The sequence below is a fragment of the Mesorhizobium sp. P171375 genome, assembly GCF_057786075.1.
On record NZ_JBYNWF010000001.1, the window covers coordinates 146,463 to 168,509 of the forward strand.

General features: G+C 62.8%; 20 protein-coding genes, 1 tRNA gene and 1 pseudogene. 11 read left to right on the forward strand and 11 right to left on the reverse strand.

The genetic code is table 11. The features are described 5' to 3' along the window. Positions 1-214 precede the first annotated feature (214 nt). The 5 genes from ACYHH6_RS00730 to ACYHH6_RS00750 all read left to right on the forward strand — a co-directional run bounded on the left by ACYHH6_RS00730 (position 215) and on the right by ACYHH6_RS00750 (position 4,117). Positions 215-367 carry a histidine kinase gene (locus tag ACYHH6_RS00730; protein ID WP_112562194.1) on the forward strand — a complete coding sequence of 51 codons (153 nt, stop codon included), beginning with the start codon at positions 215-217 and terminating at the stop codon, positions 365-367. Between the two features lie 23 nt (positions 368-390). After that, entirely contained in the window at positions 391-1,302 is a 912-nt protein-coding gene (locus tag ACYHH6_RS00735; protein ID WP_352585348.1) for a site-specific tyrosine recombinase XerD, read from the forward strand. Between the two features lie 98 nt (positions 1,303-1,400). Continuing rightward, entirely contained in the window at positions 1,401-2,351 is a 951-nt protein-coding gene (locus ACYHH6_RS00740; RefSeq protein ID WP_192258328.1) for an acetyl-CoA carboxylase carboxyltransferase subunit alpha, read from the forward strand. Positions 2,352-2,587: 236 nt separating this feature from the next. Further along, positions 2,588-3,883: a L,D-transpeptidase family protein gene (locus tag ACYHH6_RS00745; RefSeq protein WP_352585345.1), complete on the forward strand. Its 1,296-nt coding sequence runs from the start codon at positions 2,588-2,590 to the stop codon at positions 3,881-3,883. A gap of 9 nt (positions 3,884-3,892) precedes the next feature. Then, positions 3,893-4,117, forward strand: coding sequence for a sulfurtransferase TusA family protein (locus ACYHH6_RS00750; protein WP_352585343.1), 225 nt, complete (start codon positions 3,893-3,895; stop codon positions 4,115-4,117). Positions 4,118-4,218: 101 nt separating this feature from the next. Here the strand turns inward: ACYHH6_RS00750 and ACYHH6_RS00755 are convergent, their stop codons facing one another. Further along, the gene (locus ACYHH6_RS00755) at positions 4,219-5,340 is read right to left on the reverse strand and encodes a CobW family GTP-binding protein (protein ID WP_352585341.1); all 1,122 of its coding nucleotides are present in this window, start codon (positions 5,338-5,340) and stop codon (positions 4,219-4,221) included. Between the two features lie 4 nt (positions 5,341-5,344). Beyond that, on the reverse strand, positions 5,345-6,526 hold the full coding sequence (locus ACYHH6_RS00760; RefSeq protein ID WP_488500508.1) for a D-alanyl-D-alanine carboxypeptidase family protein: 1,182 nt from the start codon (positions 6,524-6,526) through the stop codon (positions 5,345-5,347). A gap of 217 nt (positions 6,527-6,743) precedes the next feature. Between ACYHH6_RS00760 and ACYHH6_RS00765 the strand changes: the two genes are divergently transcribed. Then, positions 6,744-7,907, forward strand: a complete 1,164-nt coding sequence (locus ACYHH6_RS00765; RefSeq protein WP_352585337.1) for a M20 aminoacylase family protein — start codon at positions 6,744-6,746, stop codon at positions 7,905-7,907. Positions 7,908-8,013: 106 nt separating this feature from the next. Next, a tRNA-Arg gene (locus tag ACYHH6_RS00770) sits at positions 8,014-8,090 on the forward strand. Positions 8,091-8,805: 715 nt separating this feature from the next. Here ACYHH6_RS00770 and ACYHH6_RS00775 read toward each other — a convergent pair. The 3 genes from ACYHH6_RS00775 to ACYHH6_RS00785 are packed head-to-tail and all read right to left on the reverse strand — an operon-like array spanning position 8,806 to position 10,893. Continuing rightward, positions 8,806-9,216: a TadE/TadG family type IV pilus assembly protein gene (locus ACYHH6_RS00775; RefSeq protein WP_352585336.1), complete on the reverse strand. Its 411-nt coding sequence runs from the start codon at positions 9,214-9,216 to the stop codon at positions 8,806-8,808. Next, positions 9,206-9,646, reverse strand: a complete 441-nt coding sequence (locus tag ACYHH6_RS00780) for a TadE/TadG family type IV pilus assembly protein (RefSeq protein WP_352585335.1) — start codon at positions 9,644-9,646, stop codon at positions 9,206-9,208. The genes ACYHH6_RS00775 and ACYHH6_RS00780 overlap by 11 nt, the downstream gene beginning before the upstream one ends. Before the next feature lie 5 nt (positions 9,647-9,651). Next, positions 9,652-10,893, reverse strand: coding sequence for a pilus assembly protein TadG-related protein (locus ACYHH6_RS00785; protein WP_352585333.1), 1,242 nt, complete (start codon positions 10,891-10,893; stop codon positions 9,652-9,654). A 254-nt stretch (positions 10,894-11,147) separates the two neighbouring features. Here ACYHH6_RS00785 and ACYHH6_RS00790 point away from each other — a divergent pair, with 254 nt between their 5' ends. Next, the gene (locus ACYHH6_RS00790; protein ID WP_352585332.1) at positions 11,148-11,879 is read left to right on the forward strand and encodes a class I SAM-dependent methyltransferase; all 732 of its coding nucleotides are present in this window, start codon (positions 11,148-11,150) and stop codon (positions 11,877-11,879) included. Positions 11,880-11,943: 64 nt separating this feature from the next. Here the strand turns inward: ACYHH6_RS00790 and ACYHH6_RS00795 are convergent, their stop codons facing one another. The 4 genes from ACYHH6_RS00795 to ACYHH6_RS00810 all read right to left on the reverse strand — a co-directional run bounded on the left by ACYHH6_RS00795 (position 11,944) and on the right by ACYHH6_RS00810 (position 16,237). Beyond that, positions 11,944-12,930 (reverse strand): methyltransferase, encoded by a 987-nt coding sequence (locus ACYHH6_RS00795; protein WP_352585330.1) that lies wholly within the window; start codon positions 12,928-12,930, stop codon positions 11,944-11,946. Positions 12,931-13,091: 161 nt separating this feature from the next. Beyond that, entirely contained in the window at positions 13,092-14,483 is a 1,392-nt protein-coding gene (chrA, locus tag ACYHH6_RS00800; RefSeq protein WP_352585328.1) for a chromate efflux transporter, read from the reverse strand. Continuing rightward, positions 14,480-15,295 carry a chromate resistance protein ChrB domain-containing protein gene (locus tag ACYHH6_RS00805; protein WP_352585326.1) on the reverse strand — a complete coding sequence of 272 codons (816 nt, stop codon included), beginning with the start codon at positions 15,293-15,295 and terminating at the stop codon, positions 14,480-14,482. Before ACYHH6_RS00805 ends, chrA begins: the two co-directional genes overlap by 4 nt. Positions 15,296-15,448: 153 nt before the next feature. Then, a complete protein-coding gene (locus tag ACYHH6_RS00810; RefSeq protein ID WP_352585324.1) occupies positions 15,449-16,237 on the reverse strand; it encodes a 3-hydroxybutyrate dehydrogenase in 789 nt (262 codons plus the stop codon). 220 nt (positions 16,238-16,457) lie between these two features. Here ACYHH6_RS00810 and ACYHH6_RS00815 point away from each other — a divergent pair. Then, positions 16,458-16,589: pseudogene (locus ACYHH6_RS00815) on the forward strand (acetoacetate decarboxylase); the annotation flags it as partial. Here ACYHH6_RS00815 and ACYHH6_RS00820 read toward each other — a convergent pair. Next, on the reverse strand, positions 16,561-16,797 hold the full coding sequence (locus ACYHH6_RS00820; RefSeq protein WP_352585322.1) for a hypothetical protein: 237 nt from the start codon (positions 16,795-16,797) through the stop codon (positions 16,561-16,563). The pseudogene ACYHH6_RS00815 and the gene ACYHH6_RS00820 sit on opposite strands and share 29 nt — an antisense overlap. A gap of 149 nt (positions 16,798-16,946) precedes the next feature. Continuing rightward, positions 16,947-17,483, reverse strand: coding sequence for a TetR/AcrR family transcriptional regulator (locus tag ACYHH6_RS00825; RefSeq protein WP_352585321.1), 537 nt, complete (start codon positions 17,481-17,483; stop codon positions 16,947-16,949). Between the two features lie 147 nt (positions 17,484-17,630). Here ACYHH6_RS00825 and ACYHH6_RS00830 point away from each other — a divergent pair, with 147 nt between their 5' ends. Next, positions 17,631-18,950, forward strand: coding sequence for an efflux RND transporter periplasmic adaptor subunit (locus tag ACYHH6_RS00830; protein ID WP_352585319.1), 1,320 nt, complete (start codon positions 17,631-17,633; stop codon positions 18,948-18,950). Further along, positions 18,947-22,030, forward strand: coding sequence for an efflux RND transporter permease subunit (locus ACYHH6_RS00835; protein WP_352585318.1), 3,084 nt, complete (start codon positions 18,947-18,949; stop codon positions 22,028-22,030). The genes ACYHH6_RS00830 and ACYHH6_RS00835 overlap by 4 nt, the downstream gene beginning before the upstream one ends. The last annotated feature ends 17 nt before the right edge of the window (positions 22,031-22,047 follow it).

Below are 22,047 nucleotides of genomic sequence, written 5' to 3' on the forward strand. Positions count from 1 at the left end.
AAACCATGCTGTTTCTAAGCCGTCTTTGCCGGCGTATCGACATCAAAAGCCGGTTTGCGTCAAGCATCGCGCCCTGAGCAGGCCTCGGAAAGTGCAGTGGTTTTCCCGCATCGACCTGCGTTAGACAAAACCCTTCGTGCTTGAATTGGCCGGATTGGCGTCCCATAAGGGCACAGGGTTTGGAATCGCAGAACAAGAAGACGGGCGAAAATTGATGCCGACACTGTTCCGCTTTGTCGTGACACTGATGATTCTTGCCGGCATTGCCTATGGTATGATGGTGGCGCTGGCGATGTTCGTCGAGCCGAAAAAGGCGGAAATCACCGTGCGCATTCCGCCGGAAAAGCTGAACCCCAAGAAAAACTGACCAAAGCAGGCTGACTTCAGGAAATGAACAGCGCGGCTCGCATCGAAGCCTTTCTCGAAATGATGAGCGCCGAACGCGGTGCCGCCGAAAATACGCTGTCCTCCTATCGCCGCGATCTCGAGGATGCCTCGCAGCAGATTCGCGGCGGGCTTGCCGGCGCTGCCGCGGCCGACATCCGCGCCTATCTCGACGACATCGCCGCGCGGGGCTTTGCCCCGACCTCGCAGGCGCGCAAACTGTCGGCGATCCGCCAGTTCTTCAAATTTCTCTATGCCGAGGGCCTGCGCGGCGACGACCCGACCGGCACGCTCGACAGCCCGAAAAAGGGCCGGCCGCTGCCCAAGACGATGAGCGAGGCCGATACCGGCCGGCTGCTCGACCGCGCGGCCCTCGAAGCAGGTAATGGCGTCAATGGCGACCGGCTGGCGGCGCTGCGCCTCCACGCGCTGGTGGAGGTGCTCTATGCCACCGGCCTGCGCGTCTCCGAACTGGTCGGCCTGCCGGTGACCGTCGCCCAGCGCGACGACCGCTTCTTCATGGTGCGTGGCAAGGGCGACAAGGAGCGCATGGTGCCGCTGTCGGCCAAGGCGCGCACGGCGATGCGGGCATGGCTCACGGCCCGGGCCACGGTGCCGGCTTTCGCCGACAGCCCGTTCCTGTTTCCGGCCGCCGGCGACAGCGGCTATCTCTCCCGGCAGGTCTTTGCCCGCGACCTCAAAGGCCTTGCGGCACGGGCCGGCATATCGGCGGCGAAAATATCGCCGCATGTGCTGCGCCATGCTTTTGCCAGCCATCTCCTCCAGAACGGCGCCGATCTCAGGGCGGTGCAGCAGTTGCTCGGCCATGCCGATATCTCGACCACGCAGATTTACACCCATGTGCTGGAAGAGCGGCTGGTGCGGCTGGTCAACGATCATCATCCGCTTGCCGACTAGGCCTCATATCGCTATGTGAGGGCACGTTCCACCGCGCGGCGCCCCGCTTTTCAGGGTTCCGTCAGTCTTTGCCTTCCGACGCATCGGTCCGCTCAAGAATGTACAATTACCTCGATTTCGAAAAGCCGGTGCAGGACCTTGAACTCAAGATCCTCGAGCTGAAGAAGCTTGCCGAGAATGGCGAGGCGGTCGATGTCGGCGACGAAATCAGCCGGCTCGAGAAGCGCGTGCGCGACGCGCTGCGCGATATCTACAAGGCGCTGACGCCGTGGCAGAAGGTGCAGGTGGCGCGTCACACCGACCGGCCGCATTGCGTCGACTACATCAAGGGCCTGTTCAGCGATTTCACGCCGCTCGCCGGCGACCGCAATTTCGGCGAGGACCAGGCGATCATCGGCGGCTTCGCCCGCTTCCGCGGCGAACCGGTGGCCGTCATCGGCCAGGAAAAGGGCTCGGACACGGCGAGCCGGCTCAAGCACAATTTCGGCTCGGTCCGACCTGAAGGCTACCGCAAGGCGGTGCGGCTGATGGAACTTGCCGACCGCTTCAAGATCCCGCTTCTGACGCTGGTCGACACCGCCGGCGCCTATCCCGGTGTCGGCGCCGAGGAACGCGGCCAGGCCGAAGCCATCGCCCGTTCGACCTCGGCCTGTCTCGGCCTCAAAGTGCCGTCGATCTCGGTCGTCATCGGCGAAGGCGGCTCGGGCGGCGCCATTGCCATTGCCACCGCCAACCGCGTCTACATGCTGGAACACGCCATCTATTCGGTGATCTCGCCGGAGGGTGCGGCCTCGATCCTGTGGCGCGACACCACGCGCTCCAAGGATGCGGCGACCAACATGAAGATCACCGCCCAGGATCTTCTGGAAATGAAGATCATCGACGCCATCATCCCCGAGCCGCTCGGCGGCGCCCAGCGCGCGCCCGAAACGGTGATCGCCGCCACCGGCGACCTCATCGCCAAGACGATGAAGGATTTTGCCGGCGCCAACACCGATTTTCGCGAGCAGCGCCGCGAAAAATACCTGGCGATGGGCCGCAGCCTCTGATTTCAGGCCGGCCGGGCGCCGCAATGTGGCGTCAGCGAGCAATTTCGCCACAAAATTGCCGCCGCATTCGGTTCAATGAAAAGTCCGTGACATCGAGCGAATTGCCGTGGGGGCAGCCGTCCGGAGCTTGCGGTAAGGAATTTTCAAGGTTAACGGGCTTAGTGTCCGTGAAGGTTTAGTGTGTTGGCCTGCGGCTGCGAAGCCCCACGCCCCGGGAAAAAGACATAGCCGTAACCATGTTTGCCAAGCTTGCCCGCACCGGAATCCTGATCGCCGCCCTCGGCGTTGCCGGCTGCAACGATTCCTCGATGAAGGATTTCGCGCCGGAGGCCAACAAGCCGCTGCCGGACAAGATCCTCGCCGACATGAAGGCCAAGGGCATGGTCCGCACCTCGTCGGTGATGGCCCGCATCTTCAAGGAAGAAGGCAAGCTCGAGATCTGGAAGGCCAAGACCACCGGCCGCTACGAGATGGTCGCCAGCTACGACATTTGCAAATGGTCGGGCAAGCTCGGACCGAAATACACCGAGGGCGACCGCCAGGCGCCGGAAGGTTTCTACACGGTTCGCCCGTCGCAAATGAACCCGCGCTCGAACTATCACCTGTCGTTCAACATAGGCTATCCCAACGCCTATGACCGTGCCAATGGCCGCACCGGCGCCAATCTGATGGTGCATGGCGCCTGCTCGTCGTCGGGCTGCTATTCGATGACCGACCCGCAGATCGAGCAGATTTACGCCTTCGGCCGCGATGCCTTCCAGGGCGGCCAGACCGAGTTCCAGATCCAGGCCTTTCCGTTCCGCATGACCGCCGCCAACATGGCGCGCTATCGCAACGACCCGAACTACGAGTTCTGGAAGATGCTGAAGGTCGGCTACGACAACTTCGAGATCACCAAGGTGCCGCCGAAGGTCGATGTTTGCGAGAAGCGCTATGTCTTTAACCAGGTGGCGCCTCAAGGCACGACCTTCGATCCGACCGGCGCCTGCCCTCCGACCACGCAGCCGGATTCGCTGAAGAGCGCCTACAACGCCTATCAGAGCAGCTATGACGCGGCCTTCACCGGCGCGGTCAAGGCCAGCGTGCCGGCGCCCAAGCCGACCATTGCCGGCATCAAGGAGGCCAGCATCGTTTCCGACTGGTCGAAGCGGCGCGCCCGCGGCGAGCGCGTGCCGATCGACCCGCCGTCGCTCAATTCCGATGGCACGGTGACCGAGACGGCGCGCATGGGCCGCATCGATTCGCCGGCCGGCCGCAAGATGGCCGCGCTCGACGCCGAGAAGGAAGCCAGGCGCAAGGCCGAGGAACAGCGGGTTGCGGCCATCGAAGCCGCGAAAGCCGCCAAGGCCCAGGCACTGGCTGAAAAGGAAGCGGCCAAGGCCCAGGCGGTAGCCGAAAAGGAAGCAGCCAAGCAGGCCGCCCAGCAGCCGGTCGCCACCGCCAGCGTCGAGGCAGCCCCGGCCGAGCCGCAGGCCGATGAAAGCCGGCTGTCAAAGATCAAGAACAAGTTGCTCGGCATGTTCGGCGGCTGAGGTTTCACCTTGGCCGCGATCTATGATCTCAAAGGGCTGAACTGCCCCTTGCCCGTTCTCAAGGCGAAAAAACGCCTGGCGGCGATGCAGCCGGGCAGCCGGCTGTGGCTGGAGACCACCGACCCACTGGCGGTCATCGACATCCCCGCCTTTTGCGCCGACGCCGGCCACCAGCTGGTTGAAACAGCGGCCATTTCCGGCGGCCATCGCTTTCTGGTCGAGCGCGGCGCGTAGCGCCTTGGAACTGCTCTATCCCTTTGTTTTGACGCAATTCGCAAGGGAAAGCGCTAGGCGATTTTCCCGGGAAAACCGCTCACACTTTTCCTGGAATTGCTTCAGCCCCCGGCAATCGCCAGCGGATTGCTCTCCAGCGCCGCACGATCCGGAGTGTCGATTGACGGACGGTTGGTGAAGGCGGCAAACAGCCGGCGCACATAGTCCTCCGGCATGTCGAGCGTGATCAGCACCAGCCTGGTGCCGCGCTGGCCGTCCGGCCAGGACGGCAGCCGCGCCGGCGGATGCAGGATCTTCTGCACGCCGTGGACGATCAGCGGCCGTGACGGGTCTTCTGCAAGCTCGATGACGCCCTTCATGCGCAAGAGCTTATCGCCATGCGCCGAACGCAACAGGTCGAGGAACATCTCGATCGCCGAAAACGGCACCGGCCCGTCATGCACCAGCGAATACGAGCGCACACGGGAATCGTGGCGATGCCCGGCGTGATCATGATCGCCGTGCCCATGGTGAAGGTGATCGCCATGATGATGGTGCTCATGGTCATCAGCGGCTTCTTCGCCCAGCCAGCGCTGCACGTCGGCGGATTTGGTCGCCGGATTGTAGAGACCGCAATCGAACAGGGCCGCGACGCCGGTTTGGCTGTCACCGGCCTCCAGCACTTTGGCACCCAGATTGAGCTGATGGAGCCGCGCCCGCAAAGCCTCGACATCGGCGGGATCGCCGGCCAGATCGACCTTGGTCAGCACGATGCGGTCGGCCACCGCCACCTGTTTGACCGCCTCGACATGGCCATCGAGCGTGGCATTGCCGTTGACCGCGTCGACCAGCGTGATGACGCCATCGAGCCGGAACGCCTGGACAAGGGCGGGATGCGCCATGATCGACTGCAGCACCGGCGCCGGATCGGCGAGGCCGGTGGTCTCGACGACGACGCGGGCAAGGCGGGCTATACGACCTGTCTGCAGCCGGTCGACGAGGTCGGCCAGCGTGTCGACCAGTTCGCCGCGCACCGTGCAGCACAGGCAACCGTCGGACAGTTGGATGATGCCGTCCGAGGCCTGCTCGACCAGGAGATGGTCAATCGCCACCTCGCCGAACTCGTTGATGATGACGGCCGTATCGACAAGAGCCGGGTCTTTGAGCAGCCGGTTGAGCAATGTCGTCTTGCCGGCGCCGAGGAAGCCGGTGAGCACAGTGACGGGTATCGGAAAACTGGCCATCGGCCTAGTTCGCGGCCTTGACCGGCTGGTCGCCTTGCACTGCGCTTGCCGAACCCACCACGACCGGTTCCGAGCCCTTTGGCGCCGGGACGTCGGGCCGCCAATTCGGCAGCGGCACATCGGCGAATTCCTGGCCGCCCTGGTCGAGCATTGCCTTCGGCGCCGGCCCGGTGGCGCCGCCAAGGCCGACGGCAACCAGCGTCGGCACATGGTCGAGCTTCTCCCGATAGGGCGATTTCGGTGCGGCCGTGGCGTTTTTTGCGGCGACCGGCGGTGCTGCCTCGGACTGTTCTTCGGGGGCCTTCTTCTTGCAGATCTCGTCATGCATGTCGTTGGGCGACATGGTATCGCCGTAGGACGGCATGGCCGCAACCGTGAGCCAGTTCGGGTCGGACATGGCAAAGCCCTGATCAAGCAGCCTGGCGGCGGTCTCGGCGCGGCTGATCGCCGATTTTTCGCCAAGCACGACGGCGACCAGCGTGCGGCCGTTGCGCGTCGCCGAGCCGATCATGTTGAAGCCCGAGGGACAGACGAACCCGGTTTTCATGCCGTCGGCGCCCGGGTAGCGGCCGATCAAGAGATTGTAGTTGGAGATCGCCTTCTTGCCGACGGCAAGGCCTTCGATCGAGAACCAGGGCGCGTATTGCGGGAATTCCTTGCGGATCGCCATCACCAGCAAGGCAAGGTCACGCGCCGTCGTATACTGGTCCGGCGAAAACAACCCGTTCGGGTTGACGAAATGCGTCCCGGTCATGCCGAGCCGCGCGGCTTCAGCGTTCATGCGGATGGCGAAGCCGGCCTGCGAGCCGCCTATATTCTCGCCGACGGCCATGGCGATGTCATTGGCCGATTTGACCAGCATCATCTTCAGCGCATTGTCGAGCCGCATCACCGAGCCCGGCTTGAAGCCCATCTTGCTTGGCGGTTCGCCGGCGGAATGCTTGGTCACCTTGATCGGCGAATTGAGCTGGACCTCGCCGGCGGCAATCGCCCGGAAGGTGACATAGGCGGTCATCAGCTTGCTCAGTGAAGCCGGATACCAGCGGCTGAAGGCGTCCTGATGCTGTAAAACCTTGCCGCTGTTCAGGTCGAACAGGACAATCGGATTGGCCGAAGCCGGCCCGGCCAGCATCGGCAGCGCCAAGGCGCCCGTTAGCAGTAATTTGAGGATATGGCTGTGCCGCATCATGGAATCCGAAATCGCCTCTTGCCGTAGTCGCCCCTGGCTCCGTAAGATTTCGTTACGCGATGGCCAGCATGATGAGATCCGGCCCTCAATTTCCGGATCACGTTGTTTGCGGTGCTATTTACCCTATGTGACGCCAAGATGGCAAAGTGCCTGGCAATCACAATTGCAAAGCAGCAGGCTAGACCGTCTGCTCCAACAGCGAGATGGAACCATTATGCCGATTCTCAACCGCGCCGCCGAGATGCAAGATGAAGTTGCCGGCTGGCGACGTCATCTGCACCAGACGCCAGAACTGAATTTCGATGTCTTCAAGACCGCCGCCTTCGTCACCGAGAAGCTGAAGGAGTTCGGCTGCGACGACGTGGTGACAGGCCTCGGCAAGACCGGCGTCGTCGGCATCATCCATGGCCGCAAGGGCGAAGGCGCGACCATAGGCTTGCGCGCCGACATGGACGCGCTGCCGATCAACGAGATCACCGGCAAGTCCTACGCCTCGACCGTGCCCGGCAAGATGCACGCCTGCGGCCATGACGGCCACACCGCAATGCTGTTGGGCGCCGCCAAATATCTGAGCGAAACGCGCAATTTTGCCGGCTCGGTGGCGGTGATCTTCCAGCCGGCCGAAGAAGGCGGCGGCGGCGGCAACGAGATGGTCAAGGACGGCATGATGGAGCGTTTCGACATTTCCAGGGTCTTCGGCATGCACAACATGCCGGGCCTGCCGGTCGGCCAGTTTGCCATCCGGCCGGGCCCGATCATGGCGGCGACGGCCGAGTTCACCATCACCGTCAAGGGCCGCGGCGGCCATGCGGCTATGCCGCACGGCACGATCGACCCGATCGTCATCACCAGCCAGCTTGTCGGCGCCTTGCAGACGGTTGCCTCGCGCAGCACCGATCCGGTCGAGGCCGTGGTGGTGTCGGTGACCAAATTCCACGCCGGCGACGCCTACAACGTCATTCCCGAGACCGCCGAGATCGCCGGCACGGTGCGCACGCTGAAAAAGGAGATCGCCAAGAAGTCGGAGGAGCGCATCCGCGCCATTTGCGACGGCATCGCCACCGCCTTCGGGGCGACGATCACTGTCGACTATGACGCCAACTACCCCGTCACCTTCAACAATCCGGAAGAAACCGTCTTTGCCAGCGATGTCGCGGCAAGTGTCGCCGGCGACACCCAGGTTCACCGCGCCATCCAGCCTGTGATGGGCGGCGAGGATTTCTCCTACATGCTGGAAGCCCGGCCCGGCGCCTTCATCTTCATCGGCAATGGCGAGACCGCCGGCCTCCACCACCCGGCCTACGACTTCAACGACGAGGTCATCCCGCACGGCATGAGCTACTGGGTGAAACTGGCCGAAACGGCGCTCGCCGCCTGACCTATGCCGCCGAAAGGCCGGCCGATTGCCTTCGGCCGGCCTCTTGATTTGCCTTCGGCGAGCCTCTTGGCGAAACGGTCCGAAGCGGCTATGTATCTGGCCGCGTGGTCCCGTAGCTCAGTAGGATAGAGCGGCAGATTCCTAATCTGTAGGTCACAGGTTCGATTCCTGTCGGGATCACCAACGTTTTCAAGCTTGCTTAATGTTCGGTGACCCCGCGCTGCGTATCTGCAAACGCTTCTTCGATGTCGGCATGGACAGACCTGCACCTTCGCGAAGGAAACAGCCCGACGCGCGCGACGCAGGTCGGCGGAACCTAGACGCGCGTCGGGCCATTTGCGGATGGGTTAGAGGACGGGGTTCGGCCCGCAACGCCCAACTTATAGGCACGTCAGCCATTGCTCAACTAAGACTGAAGTCCCCGGTCTTCCGTGGGTTCTGTCCCTGCAGGCTCGCCGAGAACACCCCAGCCCGAATTCTCAGCGAGCCAGCCGCCCCGGCATGAGGTTACAACGGAGCGACCTCCACCTGTACGGTTCGACGTGCGGAAAGTTGCGAAGCATCTCCCAGAGACTTCGGGCCACTTGACCTAAGGCTGGGTAGCATCATCCAGACCGACGAAAATGTATGAGGATTCACTAAAAAGTTCGGAACATCAAATGGACAGGAACAGAACCAAAGCGGTTACATCAGACCTTCGAAAGCAAGCAGCAAGACTTTAGTCCGATAGAGAAAAAGCCCACCACCGAGGTTTCAGCAGCGGGCTTTTAAGCGGCTACATCCACGAAGGGAATCGACCACCTTGCAAGTACAAACTCGGATGGGGCGGCTATGGCTCGCGGTGGTTCCGGTACGGTCTGAGTTGGGCGCCGCCAACTCAACGAAAGCCGGCCGCAACCTAGCTGGCAACCAGCGGAACGGTGACGGTCGTAGCGTAATTTATCGGATACTGGTCGAAATACGGGAAGGCGATGACGAAGGCATAGCTGGCGGTCAGATGCGCCATCTTGAAGCCGCCGCTGGCAGGGTCGATCGCAATCGTCACAACGACGTTCTGCAGACCCAGGTTCGCCAATTTCTCCGTAGCGATGGCCTGGATGTCGCTCTCCGAAAGCGTGTTGTTCAGTTGCAGCGCCCGAGAAGAGGTCTCCAGCGTATAGCGGACGGTCGACACGGCGTTCATGGCCCAGCCGAAGGCGAAGATTCCGAACAAAAGCATCACCAGGATCGGCGCGATCAAGGCGAATTCCAGCCCTGCTGCGCCGGAGCCGTCATGGCGCCATCTGGATCCGATCCTTTCAGCGGACACGGATCACCTGCTGATGACTGATCGCGCGCGGATCGGGGAAGACACCGAAGTTGAACGGGGGCACCCAGGTGCCCGTGGCCGTTATCTGGACGAAGACGTTCGGCAGCTTCGTTCCGCCGCAGATGGTGGTCGCATCCACGACCGTGGTGCCGCACAAATAGGAGCGGACCAGCACGACCGCGGCATCCTCGGGCTTGTTGTTCCAGCTCGAAAGCGCCACCGCCTGCGTTCCCGTGTCATTGGACGCGCCGGCCATCACGAGATTGGCCGCGGTTTTGACGCCGGCGCGCATCTGCAGGTAACTCGTCACGTAGGACCAGCCGTCGGCGATGCCGAAGCATACTAAGCACAGGACGGGCAGCACCATGGCAAATTCCACGGCAGCTATCCCGGATTTGTCCCGGACAATGCGCAAGGTCCGCCTACACATCCCCACTACTCTACGAGCTGAACGGACTGCGTCGCCGGAATGTCCTTCATCCCGAGGCTGGTGCAGTCCTGCTTGATGGTCGTACTGCCGGACCATTGGATGGTGTCCGCGACGACCTGAGTGCAGCCGCCGTTCCCCGAGAAGTTGCCAAGGTAGTTGACCTGCTGTTTGGGAAAATAGATCGCGCCGGTCAAAAGCGAGTCCGCGGTGCCGTTGAAAGTGCTCTGCGCCGCAGCTCCGTTCCTGTCGCCGTAGAACAGCACTCCGGAATAGGTTCCGGATGTCGGCGCGCTCAGCGTCACCTTGGCGTTGCCGTTCATGCTGACGGTGTTGCTGCCTGCCATGAAGATGGTTACCCCGCTGCCCGCGACGACCGCGTTGGCGTTGACCTTCATACCGCCCTGCACGACATAGACGCCGGGCTGCAGGGTGACGTTGCCACTGAGGCTCATGCCGCTGCAATAGGTGCCGGGCTGGAGTGTTTGCGACGTCTTGTTGCCGTTGACACTCTTGCACGGGTTGCCGGCCGTCGGCGTCGGCAGGCTGGAGAAAGGATCGGATGCCGGCAAGGCCTGGGTAACGTTAGACTTGCAGACCGTGGTCGCCGGATTGTTCAGCACCATCCCGCCGACCGTGACCAGGCAGTCGGCCTTGATCACCGCCGACCCCTGCGTCTTGATGGCGTCGCTGGCGGTCGAATTCGACATGACGACGCAGCCGACGAGGTTGACGTTGGTGTTGCCGGAGAAGAGCGCCGCCTGCGAGGCCGACGGATTGAGAGTTAGGTTGCAGGCCTTGGCGGCGTCGGTGATCAGCGCCACCGCCCTTGCCTGTTCGGCAACGGGCGCCTGGTTGAAGATCGCCGTGAAGTAGCGATCGAGGTTCTGCTTGACGATGACCTCCACCGCCTTCTTCGCGGTGTTCGGGCCAGACAATGGCGGCGTGTTGACCTCGATCGTGCCCGGCGTGGCAAAATTGTTCGAGGTCGCCGACTGGGTGGCGGCGGCGATGATGGTCGGGTTGTCGGAGCCCGCGATTTTCTCGAGCGCACCGGCATAGGCCGCGGCATCGGCGACAGCCTGCAGCTTCAGACTGTTGTAGTACCAGAGGGAGGTCTCGACACCAAGTCCCGCGCCACCGACGACGACCGGCAAGGTGAAGGCAAAGGTGACGGCAACGTTACCGTTCGCGGCGCGTTTTAGGCGGCCGAAAACAAACCACATCCAGGTGAATGCATTGAATGCCATATGTTATTAGAAACCACGAATAGATAAACGAATGTCTAAAAACTCCATTCCGATTCGACGTAGTCCGACGGGCCAGGCGCAATTGCCGCGATCGCGCCTCATGCCGCCGCTTGACCGTCGGAGGTATCGCCCCAGAAACGATGAATGCGAAACATCGTTTTCATGGAGAGGTCATATGCCGCTATCGCGAACGTTGTTGTCGACCAAAATGACATTTTACCCGTCTGAGACGAAGCTATCGAGAAGACAGGGGGATGGTTTCAAGACGCAAAATTGTTCAAATGTGCGGCGAGGCCGGAACGACAATCACGGCTACACTGAAGGGACGCCTGACAGGAATGGATTTCGATTGGCAAAGCATCAACGCTTCAGCTTCGTTTGCCGAGCGCGACTACGTGACGAACAAGCTGTCGACGTGGATGCCCATTCTTGAACCGCTAAGGGACACGCCGCTTTCGATTCTGGAAATTGGCTCCATGGAAGGTCGCTCCGCGCTATTCTTTGCCAGCTATTTGCGAAGGGCCGTCATCACCTGCGTTGATCCCTTCCACAAACGGGAGAAAAGGTTCGACAGGAATTTGAAGCGCTACGCCGATCGGGTTACGAAGATTCGCGACTTCTCGCTGCCGGCGCTGATCAGGCTACGCCAGGCAGGGGCGGAATTTGACCTGGTTTATGTCGATGGCTGTCACGAGCGCGAAAGCGTCATGATGGATAGCGTCCTGGCATGGGGGATGCTCAAGCTTGGCGGCACGCTCATTTGGGACGACTACACTGACTATAAGGACGACAAGGCCAATTGGGAACGTCCCACGTCCGCCGTCGATGGCTTCCTGGTTGCCTACGCGCAAGAGTTTCAAGAGATCTCGCGTACCAAACAACTCATCGTGAAGAAGACTGCTGATGCGCCACGCTGCCCGGTGAGGGGAAAGATCGGCTCACGCCGCCTCAGGAAATTTGTGCAATCCATCCAGGGCTGGCTTTGAGAGCCACGGCGACGGGACGCGCCTCGGACAGACTTTCCGCCCGAAACCAGCCATTCCGCCACGATCAGCCCGCGAGGCGCGCACGAAACAACGTGCAGCCGTCCGCCAGGCGCGACCTGGAGATATTCCGAAATCCTGCCTCGCTCATCCACGCGCGATACTGACCTTCGGTGTACGATTCGCCTGCGCGATAGAGGTTCAGGAAGGTGAGATTGAGAAAGACACCCTCGGGCGGGCCGAGGCGGTCGTCATCGACGACACCCCACCCCGCAATTGCGATCTCGCCTCCTTGTGTCAGGCAACGCGCGGCGTTCAGGATCGAACTGCGCGCCTGATCCGGCGGCAGGACCTGGACGACGGCCTTCAGGATCGCCAGATCGTGCTGACCGATCGATGGCGCGACCGTTATGTCGCCTTCTTCTACGACCACGTCGTCGGCACCGTATTCCAACAGGATGGCTGGCGCGACCGCTGCGACCGTTGGCAGTTCCATCAGCGTCGCCGCAATGTGCGGCCACCGCTCGCGAAGTCCGACGAGAATGGTCCCGGCGCCGCCGCCAATGTCGATCACCGAGCCGATCGCCGACAGGTCCAACTCGCGGGCCAGATTTCGGCCGAAAATCACCCCGCCCGGTGCGAGCATGCGGCTGAAGGCCGCCGCGGACTCAGGCCCCGCTTCGGAAAAGTCGTGCAGCGCAGCCGGCCGGTTCTGTCGCAACGACTCGGCGGTCAAAAGGTCGGCTCCCCAGAGCTCGCGCAGGAGCGCATGGTCGCCACCGCGATAGGTCGGCTTGGACGCGTCGAGGAACTCCGACGCCTCGGCTCCGTTGCGAAATTGACCATCCTCGACTTCGAGGAGCGCGATGCTGGCGAGCGCGTAGAGGAGCCGCGACAGACGATCGGGCTCGACCTTGAGCGCCGCCCCAAGGCTGTCGGCAGTCATCGTGTTGCCGCCGAGCCGGGTGAAGATGCCGAGATCCAGCCCGGCGCGAAGCGCCAAGGCCGGGGGCACCCCTGCGATCAGCTTGTCGATCCGATCAAAATCCACCATGCCATATCCCGTTGCGTGATCCGGGACCGACTTTGAAGCAGCTCGGCTAACCTCGTCAAATCAGCTTGCCAGCGCTCGCCCGCTCTCCGCGTCGAACAGGTTCAGCTTGGCGGTATCGGGTTCGACATAAAGCGTTTCCCCCGGACGCGCGCTGATCCTTTCTAAGCAGGCAAGGCCAGCAGCGCCAGTCCGGCCAGTGCCGAGCCGGCTAATGTCGGCAGCATGCCGATCTTCAGTTTCAGCATGGCGACCATCGCGGCTGCCGCCAGCAGTGCGGCGCGCCAGTCCAGCGACGACAGCACCGGCACCTCCATGCCGAGGCCGACACGGTGCACCGCGCCGAAAACGACATGAAGCGCAAACCACAGAGCAAGGTTCATCACCACGCCGACGACAGCCGCCGTGATCGCAGTCAGCGCCGCCGACAGCGCCTTGTTGCCGCGCAGCGCTTCGATGTAGGGCGCGCCGAGAAAAATCCAGAAGAAGCAGGGCACGAACGTCACCCAGAGCGTCAGCAACGCGCCGAGCGATCCGGCGGCGAGCGGGCTTATCGCACCGGCATTCCGGTAGGCGGCGACGAAACCGACGAATTGCAACACCAGGATCAGCGGTCCCGGCGTCGTCTCGGCAAGGCCGAGGCCGTCGACCATTTCGCCGGGTGCCAGCCAGCCGAACGAGGTCACCGCTGCTTGCGCGACATAGGCGAGTACCGCATAGGCGCCGCCGAATGTGACCACCGCCATCAGGCTGAAGAAGCCGCCGAGCTGTGTCCACACACTGGCTGGGCCGGTCAGCGCCAGGATCAGCACAACCGGTCCGAGCCAGATCGGCAGCCAGATCGCAATGGTGCGCGGCGCGTGCCATTTGGTCGGTCTGGTATGGGCAAGTTCGCCACGCTCGAACATCAGGTCGACGGCGCCCCTGACATCGGGCAAATTGTCCTTGCCGTGTGCGGCTCCGGAAAAACGCGCCGGCGCCAGGCGGTTGCCGATCCAGCCGGTCAGCCCTGCAAACAGGATGATGAGCGGAAACGGCAACCCGACGACATAGATGGCGAGGAAGGCGATCACCGCGATCGCCACCATCACCCGGTTCTTGAGCGCCCGTTTGCCGATGCGGATCACCGCCTCGACGACGACCGCCAGCACCGTTGCCTTGATGCCGAAGAACAGCGCCTCGATGACAGGGGCATCATTGTAGAGCACGTAGAAGATGCTGAGGCCCAACATGACCAAGGCGCCGGGCAGCACGAACAGGATGCCGGCAACGAGGCCGCCGGCGGTCCGGTGCAGCAGCCAGCCAATATAGATCGCCAGCTGCTGTGCCTCGGGTCCGGGCAACAGCATGCAATAATTGAGCGCATGCAAAAAACGCTGCTCGCCGATCCAGCGCCGTTCCTCGACCAGTTCCTTGTGCATCAGCGCGATCTGTCCGGCCGGCCCGCCGAAGGAGAGCAGACCGATCTTCGCCCACAGTTTTGTGGCTTGCCCGAAGGTCGGCGCTGGGGGCGCCTCGACACCATGAGCCTTTTCCCCAGCGGCAACGGCGCTCATGTTTTGGCCCCGCTCGGCCAGTTGTGGGTTTCGTCGGTGGCGTCGCGGCACCACCTGAAAAACGCGTCATAGAGCAGCATGCCGGCCTCGAGCTGTTCGAGATCGTCGCGGAACATGCGCGACAGGCCAAGCGATGCCGCGAGGAACCCCGCCGCCTGCGGTATGAGATCGAGGCGCGCCGTGTCGGCCGCACGCACGATCAAGGCAAGACGATCCAGCGCTTCGGACCGCAACCCGAATTCCTCGATCATGGTGTCGAAGGTGCAGCGCTCGCCGCGATGGCTCCAGAACACATCGTCGATGTCGAAGGGGATCGCCGCGAAACGGTCGGCGGCAGCCAGCACTTCGGCCGGTTCGACGAACAGGAACACCGCCGAAGGGTCGATGAAACGCCGGATCAGCCATGGGCAAGCAATGCGGTCGACCTTGGGGCGGGCGCGCGTCACCCAGACCGTGCGGCCCTTGTCGTCGCGGCGCGGCATCTTCCCGGCCTTGACCAGAACCCCCTTGGCCGCCAGCCAGGCCTCGAAACCGCCTTCCAGGGATTCAGCAGTGATGCCCTCATGGCGCAGCCAGGCAGCGACGCCTTGCGAGAGTTTTTGCCCCCTTTGACAGATGACGACGACGTGGCGTCCGGCGAACTCGGCCGCCCAGGTGGAAACGGCCTTGAAGTCGCGCCGGGATGAGGCCGGAAGCAAGCGCGGATCGGCGTCATAATCCTCGCCGGTGCGGACATCGACAAGAACAGGCGCGCCCGGCAGGCCGATGAGACGAGAAAGCTGCGCTACGGTGATTGCGGTTGTTGACGGCATGGCGTCCACCTCCAGAGTGAGAGTTTGGACGCGATCGTTGGGCTGACGCCTCACGGGGTCGTCGCGAAGGAACCCCTTGTCACTATGCTGGATTGATCGACCACGATTGTCAAGGAAGGAGCAGCGCTCGGGGCCTTCCTTTGGGGGCGGCGCCTACTGCGCCGTCCAGCCGCCATCCATCGGCAAGGTCGTGCCGGTGATCTGCCTGGCTGAATCCGAGCACAGAAACAGCGTCAGCGCGGCAAGCTCCTCGACGGTGACGAATTCCTTGGTCGGCTGCGCTGCCAACAGCACGTCGTGCTTGACCTGCTCTTCGGTCATGCCGCGCGCCTTCATCGTGTCGGGGATCTGCTTTTCGACCAGCGGTGTCCAGACATAGCCGGGCGCGATCGCATTGACGGTGATGCCATCCTGAGCGACCTCGAGCGCCACCGTCTTGGTCAGGCCGGCAATGCCGTGTTTGGCCGAGACATAGGCCGACTTGAACGGCGAGGCGACCAGCGCATGCGCCGAGGCGGTGTTGATGATGCGCCCCCATTTGCGCGCCTTCATGCCCGGCACCACGGCCTTGATCGCATAGAAGGCAGCCAGCAGATTGATGCGGATAATGGCTTCCCACTTGTCGTCGGGAAACTCTTCGATCGGCGCGACATGCTGGATGCCGGCATTGTTGACCAGAATGTCGAGGCTGCCGAAGGCAGCTTCAGCCTCGTGCACCATGGCGGTCACGGCCGCGCCGTCCATCATGTTGGCGCCGGAGTAGCGGCACTTGACGCCGAAATCCTTCTCGATGCCGGCGCGCTCCTGTTCGATCGCTGCGGCGTCGCCGAGGCCGTTGATGGTGACGTTGGCGCCTTCGGCGGCAAAGGCACGGGCAATGGCCAGGCCGATGCCGCTGGTCGAGCCGGTGACGAGCGCATTCTTCGAAGACAGGGAACCCATGGAGATCTCGCGACTGTTGGGAGGAGCTTTGACGCAGACGGTTTGTGCATCGCAACATAACAATGGCATGACCATATGTCATTGCGATTACAATGTTGTGATCCTCCACGCGCGCCTTGCGCTGGCATCGAAGTGACACGACATGGCACTGTCATGCTGCCGTGCAACATAATCGTCCTGCACGTCCGCAAGATCGTTCCTGAACCGATGGGTGAGCAATTTGGAAATCGCCGATGTCGTGAAGCGCGCCTATGCGATGCCGCTGACCAACCCGTCCTTCCCGCCCGGCCCGTATCGCTTCTTCGACCGCGAATACGTCATCATCACCTACCGCACGACGCGCGAGGCGCTCTAAGCCCAGCGCAATCAGCAATGCCAAGCAGGATCCACGGCACGGTCTTGGCCACCGCCAGATCCTGGCTGAGCGCGTAGCCGACATAGATGACACCTACGAGCACCAGCACGCCGAAGGCCGGCAGGAACCACTTGGCACCGCCCGTTTGATTGAGCGGATGGTCCGGTCTCGGAATCCCCGCTTCGCTAGAAACAACGTCCACCATCGTCCCACTCCGTTTGCACTGCAGCAAAGAACCACGGGTGACGCTATGGCTGGACGATGAAGCTGATGTGACGGCTATGGTCTTTTTGATCGCGCAAGGGCGCAGCAGCGCCGGAATTTGACCCGCCCGCTTGCATCGCCCTGATGGAACTATCCCGCAATCTCGAGCAGCGCCGATACGAGCAAGCGGCGTTCGTCGGCAGAAAGCACGTCGGAATCGAAGAGGTTCATGCTGCGCATCCCTTCGATGGCCAGAAAGCAGACCAGCAGCGTCTTGAGGTCCGGTGTCTCGCTCTTCAGCCGCTGCAGAAGCTGCGACTTGAAGGCTTTTATCGGCGTCAGGAAATCGGGATCCTCGGCGATCGCCGAAAATATCCACGAGGCCGTCGGCTTCGGCTCCTCACAATCAGCCGCCGAGAGCCGGATATAGGTGGCAAGCAGGCTCTCGCCGCTGGCGCCGGCGACGCGGCCCGATTCCAGCGCCAGCTCGAAGGCGCGCAGGTAATTCTCCACCAGGCCCTGCATCAATTTGGCCTTGGTCGGAAAATTGTAAAGCAAGCCGCCTTTCGACACGCCAGCGCGGCTGGCGACGGCATCCAGCGACAGGCTGCCGGGGCCGGCCTCGCGTGCTACGTCGGCGGCAGCGGCGAGTATCTTGTCGCGCGAATTTGCCCTTCGGGTTTTCATCGATCCCTTCCCCCGCAAGAGCCTAGGCGGAATTGACAAGACCGTCCAGACGGTACAGTAAGTGCCGTCATTTGTATCGGGACTTGCCCGTGGATAGGTGTCCCGAAATTCGGCTATTTTGCCGGACACCGGCCGAGGGGACAGTTCGTGAAGCGCTTCATCTCTATCACAGTAATTCTGCTTCTGCTCGCTCTGGTGTGCGTCGGCGTCGTCGGCTTCAACCTGTTCCGTGACGGCGCCATCAAACAGTATTTTGCCACCATGAAGCCGCCGGCGACCACCGTGTCGACGGTTGTCGTCAAGCCTTCCGACTGGACGCCGGGCGTCGAGGCGATCGGCACGGTGCGCGCCGTGCGCGGCGTCGACCTGACCGTCGAGACCAGCGGCATCGTCAAGGACATTCTTTTCCACGCCAACCAGAAGGTGCCTGTCGATTCGGTCCTGCTGCAGCTTGATGATGCCGTCGAACGCGCGGACCTCGCCGCGGCCAAGGCGCAGTCCGTATCCGACGAGACTGCGCTTGAACGCGCGGTTGAGCTGCAGCGGCGCGGTGTCGGCACGGACGCCACGCTCGACACCGCGCAAGCCGCGGCATCGGCCTCCGCCGCGCAGGTCAACAAGTTGCAGGCCGTGCTTGATCAGAAGCAGTTGACGGCGCCGTTCGCCGGCACCGTCGGCATCCCCAAGATCGACCTTGGCCAGTATCTCTCGCCCGGCAGCGCGGTGGTGACCTTGCAGGATCTGGACACTATGCGGGTCGATTTCACGGTGCCCGAACAGCAGCTGCCGCTGCTCAAGATCGGCCAGACCGTGCGGCTCGGCATCGGCGGCAGCGGCGGCGGTGGCGACATGCCATTTGCCGGCGCCATTCGCGGCATCGACCCCAAGATCGACGCTTCTAGCCGCCTGGTCTCCGTCCGCGGCGAAGTCGCCAACCCTGATGGCAAGCTGACGCCCGGCCAGTTCGTCCAGGTTCGCGTTGAGCTGCCGCAGGAAAAAAATATCCTGTCCTTGCCGCAGACGGCATTGACGTCGAGCCTCTATGGCGACTTCGTCTTCGTGGTCGTTCCGGCAAAGCCCGCCGAGGCGGGCGCGGCTCCGCCGGCAAAGGCCGAGGATCAGAAGCCGGCCGCCGACAAACCGGCCGACGATGCCGCAAAGCCGCAGGCCGAAGCCGCCAAGCCCGCCGCCGACGCGACGAAGTCCACGGACAAGGCCGCCGACAAGGCCGCCGCTGCCGACGCCGGCAAACCGGCCGCTGAAGAGGAGAAGCCGGCGCTTGTCCTGTCGCAGGTGTTCGTGAAGCCCGGCCGCCGCAACGACGGCATGGTCGAGATCGTGGAAGGCATCAAGACCGGTGACGAAGTCGTCACCGCCGGTCAGAACCGTCTCTTCAACGGCATGTCCGTTGCTGTCGACAACACCATTGATCCCAGCAAGTCGGCGAACCAGCAGGCTCAGCAATGAACGTTTCCGATATCTTCATTCGCCGGCCGGTGCTCTCCACCGTGCTGGCCTGCATGATCCTGCTCCTGGGTTTCCAGGGCATCTTCAACCTGTCGATCCGGCAATATCCCAAGGTCGACGAGACGGCGATCACCATCACGACCGCCTATCCCGGCGCCAGCGCCGACCTGATCCAGGGCTTCATCTCAGCCCCGATCGCGCGTGCCGTCGCCTCGACCGAGAACATCGACTACGTCACCTCGTCGAGCCGGCCCTCTTCCAGCACCGTGGTGGTGCAGATGAAGCTCGGCTCCAACCCGGATGTCGCGCTGACCGAGGTGCTGTCGAAGGTGCAGGGCGTGCGCGGCACCTTGCCTGACGCCTCGAAGGACCCTGTCATCGTCAAGGGTACCGGCCAAGAATTCGCGATGATGTACATCTCGATGCAGAATCCGAACATGACGAAGGAGCAGCTCACCGAATATATCGAGCGCGTGGTGCGGCCGCGCATATCGACGGTGGAAGGCGTCGCCGATGTGCAGATCTTCGGTGCCGAAGAATATTCGATGCGCGTCTGGATCGACCCGGTGAAGCTTGCCGCGCGCGGCGTGACCGCGGCCGAAGTGCTGACCGCCATCAACAACTCCAACTTCCTGTCGGCGCCCGGCAACACTGAGAACGAATATGTCGTGTCGTCGATCACCGTTCGCTCGACCTTGCAGACGCCGGAGGCCTTTGCCGAACTTCCGCTGCGTTCGACCGACGGCCAGGTGGTGCGGTTGCGCGATGTGGCGCGCGTCGAGCTTGCCGCCGAGAGCACCGACACCAGGGTGAGCTTCAATGGTAAGCCGGGCACCTTCCTCGCCATCTTCCCGACGCCGGCCGCCAACCCGCTGACGACGGCGGAAGCGATCCACAAGATCGTGCCTTTGATTCAGGACACGCTGCCGAAAGGCATGACCATCGAGATCGTCTACGATTCCACCGAGCAGATCAGCGCCTCGATCGACGAGGTGTTCAAGACGATCGCCGAGGCCGTCGCCATCGTCATCGTGGTCATCCTGTTGTTCCTCGGCTCGTTCCGCTCGGTGATGATGCCGATCGTGACCATCCCGCTGTCGCTGGTCGGCGTCTGCTTCCTTTTGTTTGCGGTCGGATATTCGATCAACCTTCTGTCGCTGCTGGCCATGGTGCTGGCCATCGGCCTTGTCGTCGATGACGCCATCGTGGTGGTGGAGAATATCCATCGCCACATGGAGGAAGACCACATGTCGCCGATGCAGGCGGCCTTCAACGGCATGCGCGAGATTTTCTCTGCCATCGTGGCCATGACCATTACGCTGGCCGCCGTGTTCGCGCCGCTGGCCTTCACCGGCGGCCTGACCGGTGCGCTGTTCCGCGAGTTCGCGGTGACGCTGGCCGGATCGGTGGTGCTGTCCGGCGTCATTGCCGTCACCATCACGCCGATGATGGCGGCGCGCCTGCTGAAGGCCGGCGCCCCCGGCCGCTTCCAGCGTATCGTCGACGGCACCTTCAGCCGTGTCGAGCATGTCTACGAGCGGGCGGTCACCGCCTCGTTGAGAAATCGGCCGGTGACACTGCTGATGGTCGTGGCGCTGGTTGCGCTCACCGGCTTCATGTTCACCAAGACTTCAAGCGAACTGGCGCCGGAAGAGGACCAGGGCTTCCTGCTGTCGATCGTGACGGCACCGCGCTATGCGACATCCGACTACACCGAGACCTATGTCAACCAGATCCTCGGCCTGGTGAAGGACATTCCTGAAACCAGGGCGCAATTCTCCGCCGTTGCCTTTGGCGGCGCGACCAACGGTGCCTTTGTCGGCTTCGCCTTCAAGGATTGGGCCGAGCGTCAGCGCAGTTCAAAGGAGCTTCAGGCCGACATCCAGGGACGTCTCGCCAAGGTCGCCGGCGTCGAGGCTTTCGTCTTCGCGCCGCCGACGCTGCCCGGCTCTGGCGGCGGCCTGCCGATCTCCATGGTGGTTCGCTCGACCGGCGGTTCGGCCGAGGTCTACGAGGCGGCCGAGCAGATCAAGAACAAGGCGCAGGCCTCCGGCCGCTTCATCGTCGTGCAGAACTCGATGTCCTTTGACGCGCCGCAGGTGACGGTGACCATCGACCGCGACCGCGCCGCCGCCCTCAACCTGCCGATCGCCGACATCGGCCAGACGCTGACGCTGTTGGTCGGCGGCGCCGAAGTGGCGCAGTTCGACCGCGACTCCAACAGCTATGACATCATCCCGCAGGTGCCGCAGGAATTCCGCGACAATCCCGACAAGCTCGGCGAATATTTCGTGCGCAGCGTGACCGGCGAGATGGTGCCGCTTTCGGCGGTGGTGAAGATTTCGACCAACGCCTCGCCGGCCGCGATCGAGCAGTTCAACCAGCTGAACTCGGCGACGATATCAGCGCTGCCGCTTCCAGGCGTCACCACGGGCGACGGGCTGCAGACCCTGGAGAACCTTGCCAAGGAGAGCTTGCCCGAAAGCTTTTTCATCGATTATTCCGGCCAGTCCCGGCAGGAGAAGGAACAGGGCAACACGATCCTGATCGCGTTCGCGGCCGCCGTGATCGTCATCTACCTGGTGCTGGCGGCGCAGTTCGAAAGCTTCCGCGATCCGCTGATCATCATGATGGCGGTGCCGCTGTCGATCTTCGGCGCCATCGTGCCGCTCAATCTGGGGCTTGGAACGCTTAACATCTACACGCAGGTCGGCCTGATCACACTGATCGGCCTGATCACCAAGCACGGCATTCTCCTGGTTGAGTTCGCCAACCAGCAACGCGAGAAGCACAAGATGTCGCGAAGGGAAGCTATCATCGCCTCAGCCAAGGTGCGCCTGCGGCCGATCCTGATGACGACGGCGGCAATGGCGCTCGGCGTCGTGCCGCTGATCGTGTCCAGCGGCGCGGGTGCGGCGGCGCGTTATTCGATGGGCCTGGTGATCTTCACCGGCATCCTGGTCGGAACCATGTTCACCCTGTTCGTGGTGCCGATGTTCTACACCTTCATCGCCAGCAAGGACCTGCCGCATCACGCCGAGAAGCCGGACCCGAAGCTGATGCCGGTGCCTGTCGACTGAACTGCGAAGACACCGCC

Coding starts and splice junctions, on each gene's coding strand:
- ACYHH6_RS00730 (WP_112562194.1), top strand. CDS start 215: ATGCCGACACTGTTCCGCTTTGTCGTGACACTGATGATTCTTGCCGGC.
- ACYHH6_RS00735 (WP_352585348.1), top strand. CDS start 391: ATGAACAGCGCGGCTCGCATCGAAGCCTTTCTCGAAATGATGAGCGCC.
- ACYHH6_RS00740 (WP_192258328.1), top strand. CDS start 1,401: ATGTACAATTACCTCGATTTCGAAAAGCCGGTGCAGGACCTTGAACTC.
- ACYHH6_RS00745 (WP_352585345.1), top strand. CDS start 2,588: ATGTTTGCCAAGCTTGCCCGCACCGGAATCCTGATCGCCGCCCTCGGC.
- ACYHH6_RS00755 (WP_352585341.1), bottom strand. CDS start 5,340: ATGGCCAGTTTTCCGATACCCGTCACTGTGCTCACCGGCTTCCTCGGC.
- ACYHH6_RS00760 (WP_488500508.1), bottom strand. CDS start 6,526: ATGCGGCACAGCCATATCCTCAAATTACTGCTAACGGGCGCCTTGGCG.
- ACYHH6_RS00765 (WP_352585337.1), top strand. CDS start 6,744: ATGCCGATTCTCAACCGCGCCGCCGAGATGCAAGATGAAGTTGCCGGC.
- ACYHH6_RS00780 (WP_352585335.1), bottom strand. CDS start 9,646: ATGTGTAGGCGGACCTTGCGCATTGTCCGGGACAAATCCGGGATAGCT.
- ACYHH6_RS00785 (WP_352585333.1), bottom strand. CDS start 10,893: ATGGCATTCAATGCATTCACCTGGATGTGGTTTGTTTTCGGCCGCCTA.
- ACYHH6_RS00790 (WP_352585332.1), top strand. CDS start 11,148: ATGGTTTCAAGACGCAAAATTGTTCAAATGTGCGGCGAGGCCGGAACG.
- ACYHH6_RS00795 (WP_352585330.1), bottom strand. CDS start 12,930: ATGGTGGATTTTGATCGGATCGACAAGCTGATCGCAGGGGTGCCCCCG.
- chrA (WP_352585328.1), bottom strand. CDS start 14,483: ATGAGCGCCGTTGCCGCTGGGGAAAAGGCTCATGGTGTCGAGGCGCCC.
- ACYHH6_RS00805 (WP_352585326.1), bottom strand. CDS start 15,295: ATGCCGTCAACAACCGCAATCACCGTAGCGCAGCTTTCTCGTCTCATC.
- ACYHH6_RS00810 (WP_352585324.1), bottom strand. CDS start 16,237: ATGGGTTCCCTGTCTTCGAAGAATGCGCTCGTCACCGGCTCGACCAGC.
- ACYHH6_RS00820 (WP_352585322.1), bottom strand. CDS start 16,797: ATGGTGGACGTTGTTTCTAGCGAAGCGGGGATTCCGAGACCGGACCAT.
- ACYHH6_RS00825 (WP_352585321.1), bottom strand. CDS start 17,483: ATGAAAACCCGAAGGGCAAATTCGCGCGACAAGATACTCGCCGCTGCC.
- ACYHH6_RS00835 (WP_352585318.1), top strand. CDS start 18,947: ATGAACGTTTCCGATATCTTCATTCGCCGGCCGGTGCTCTCCACCGTG.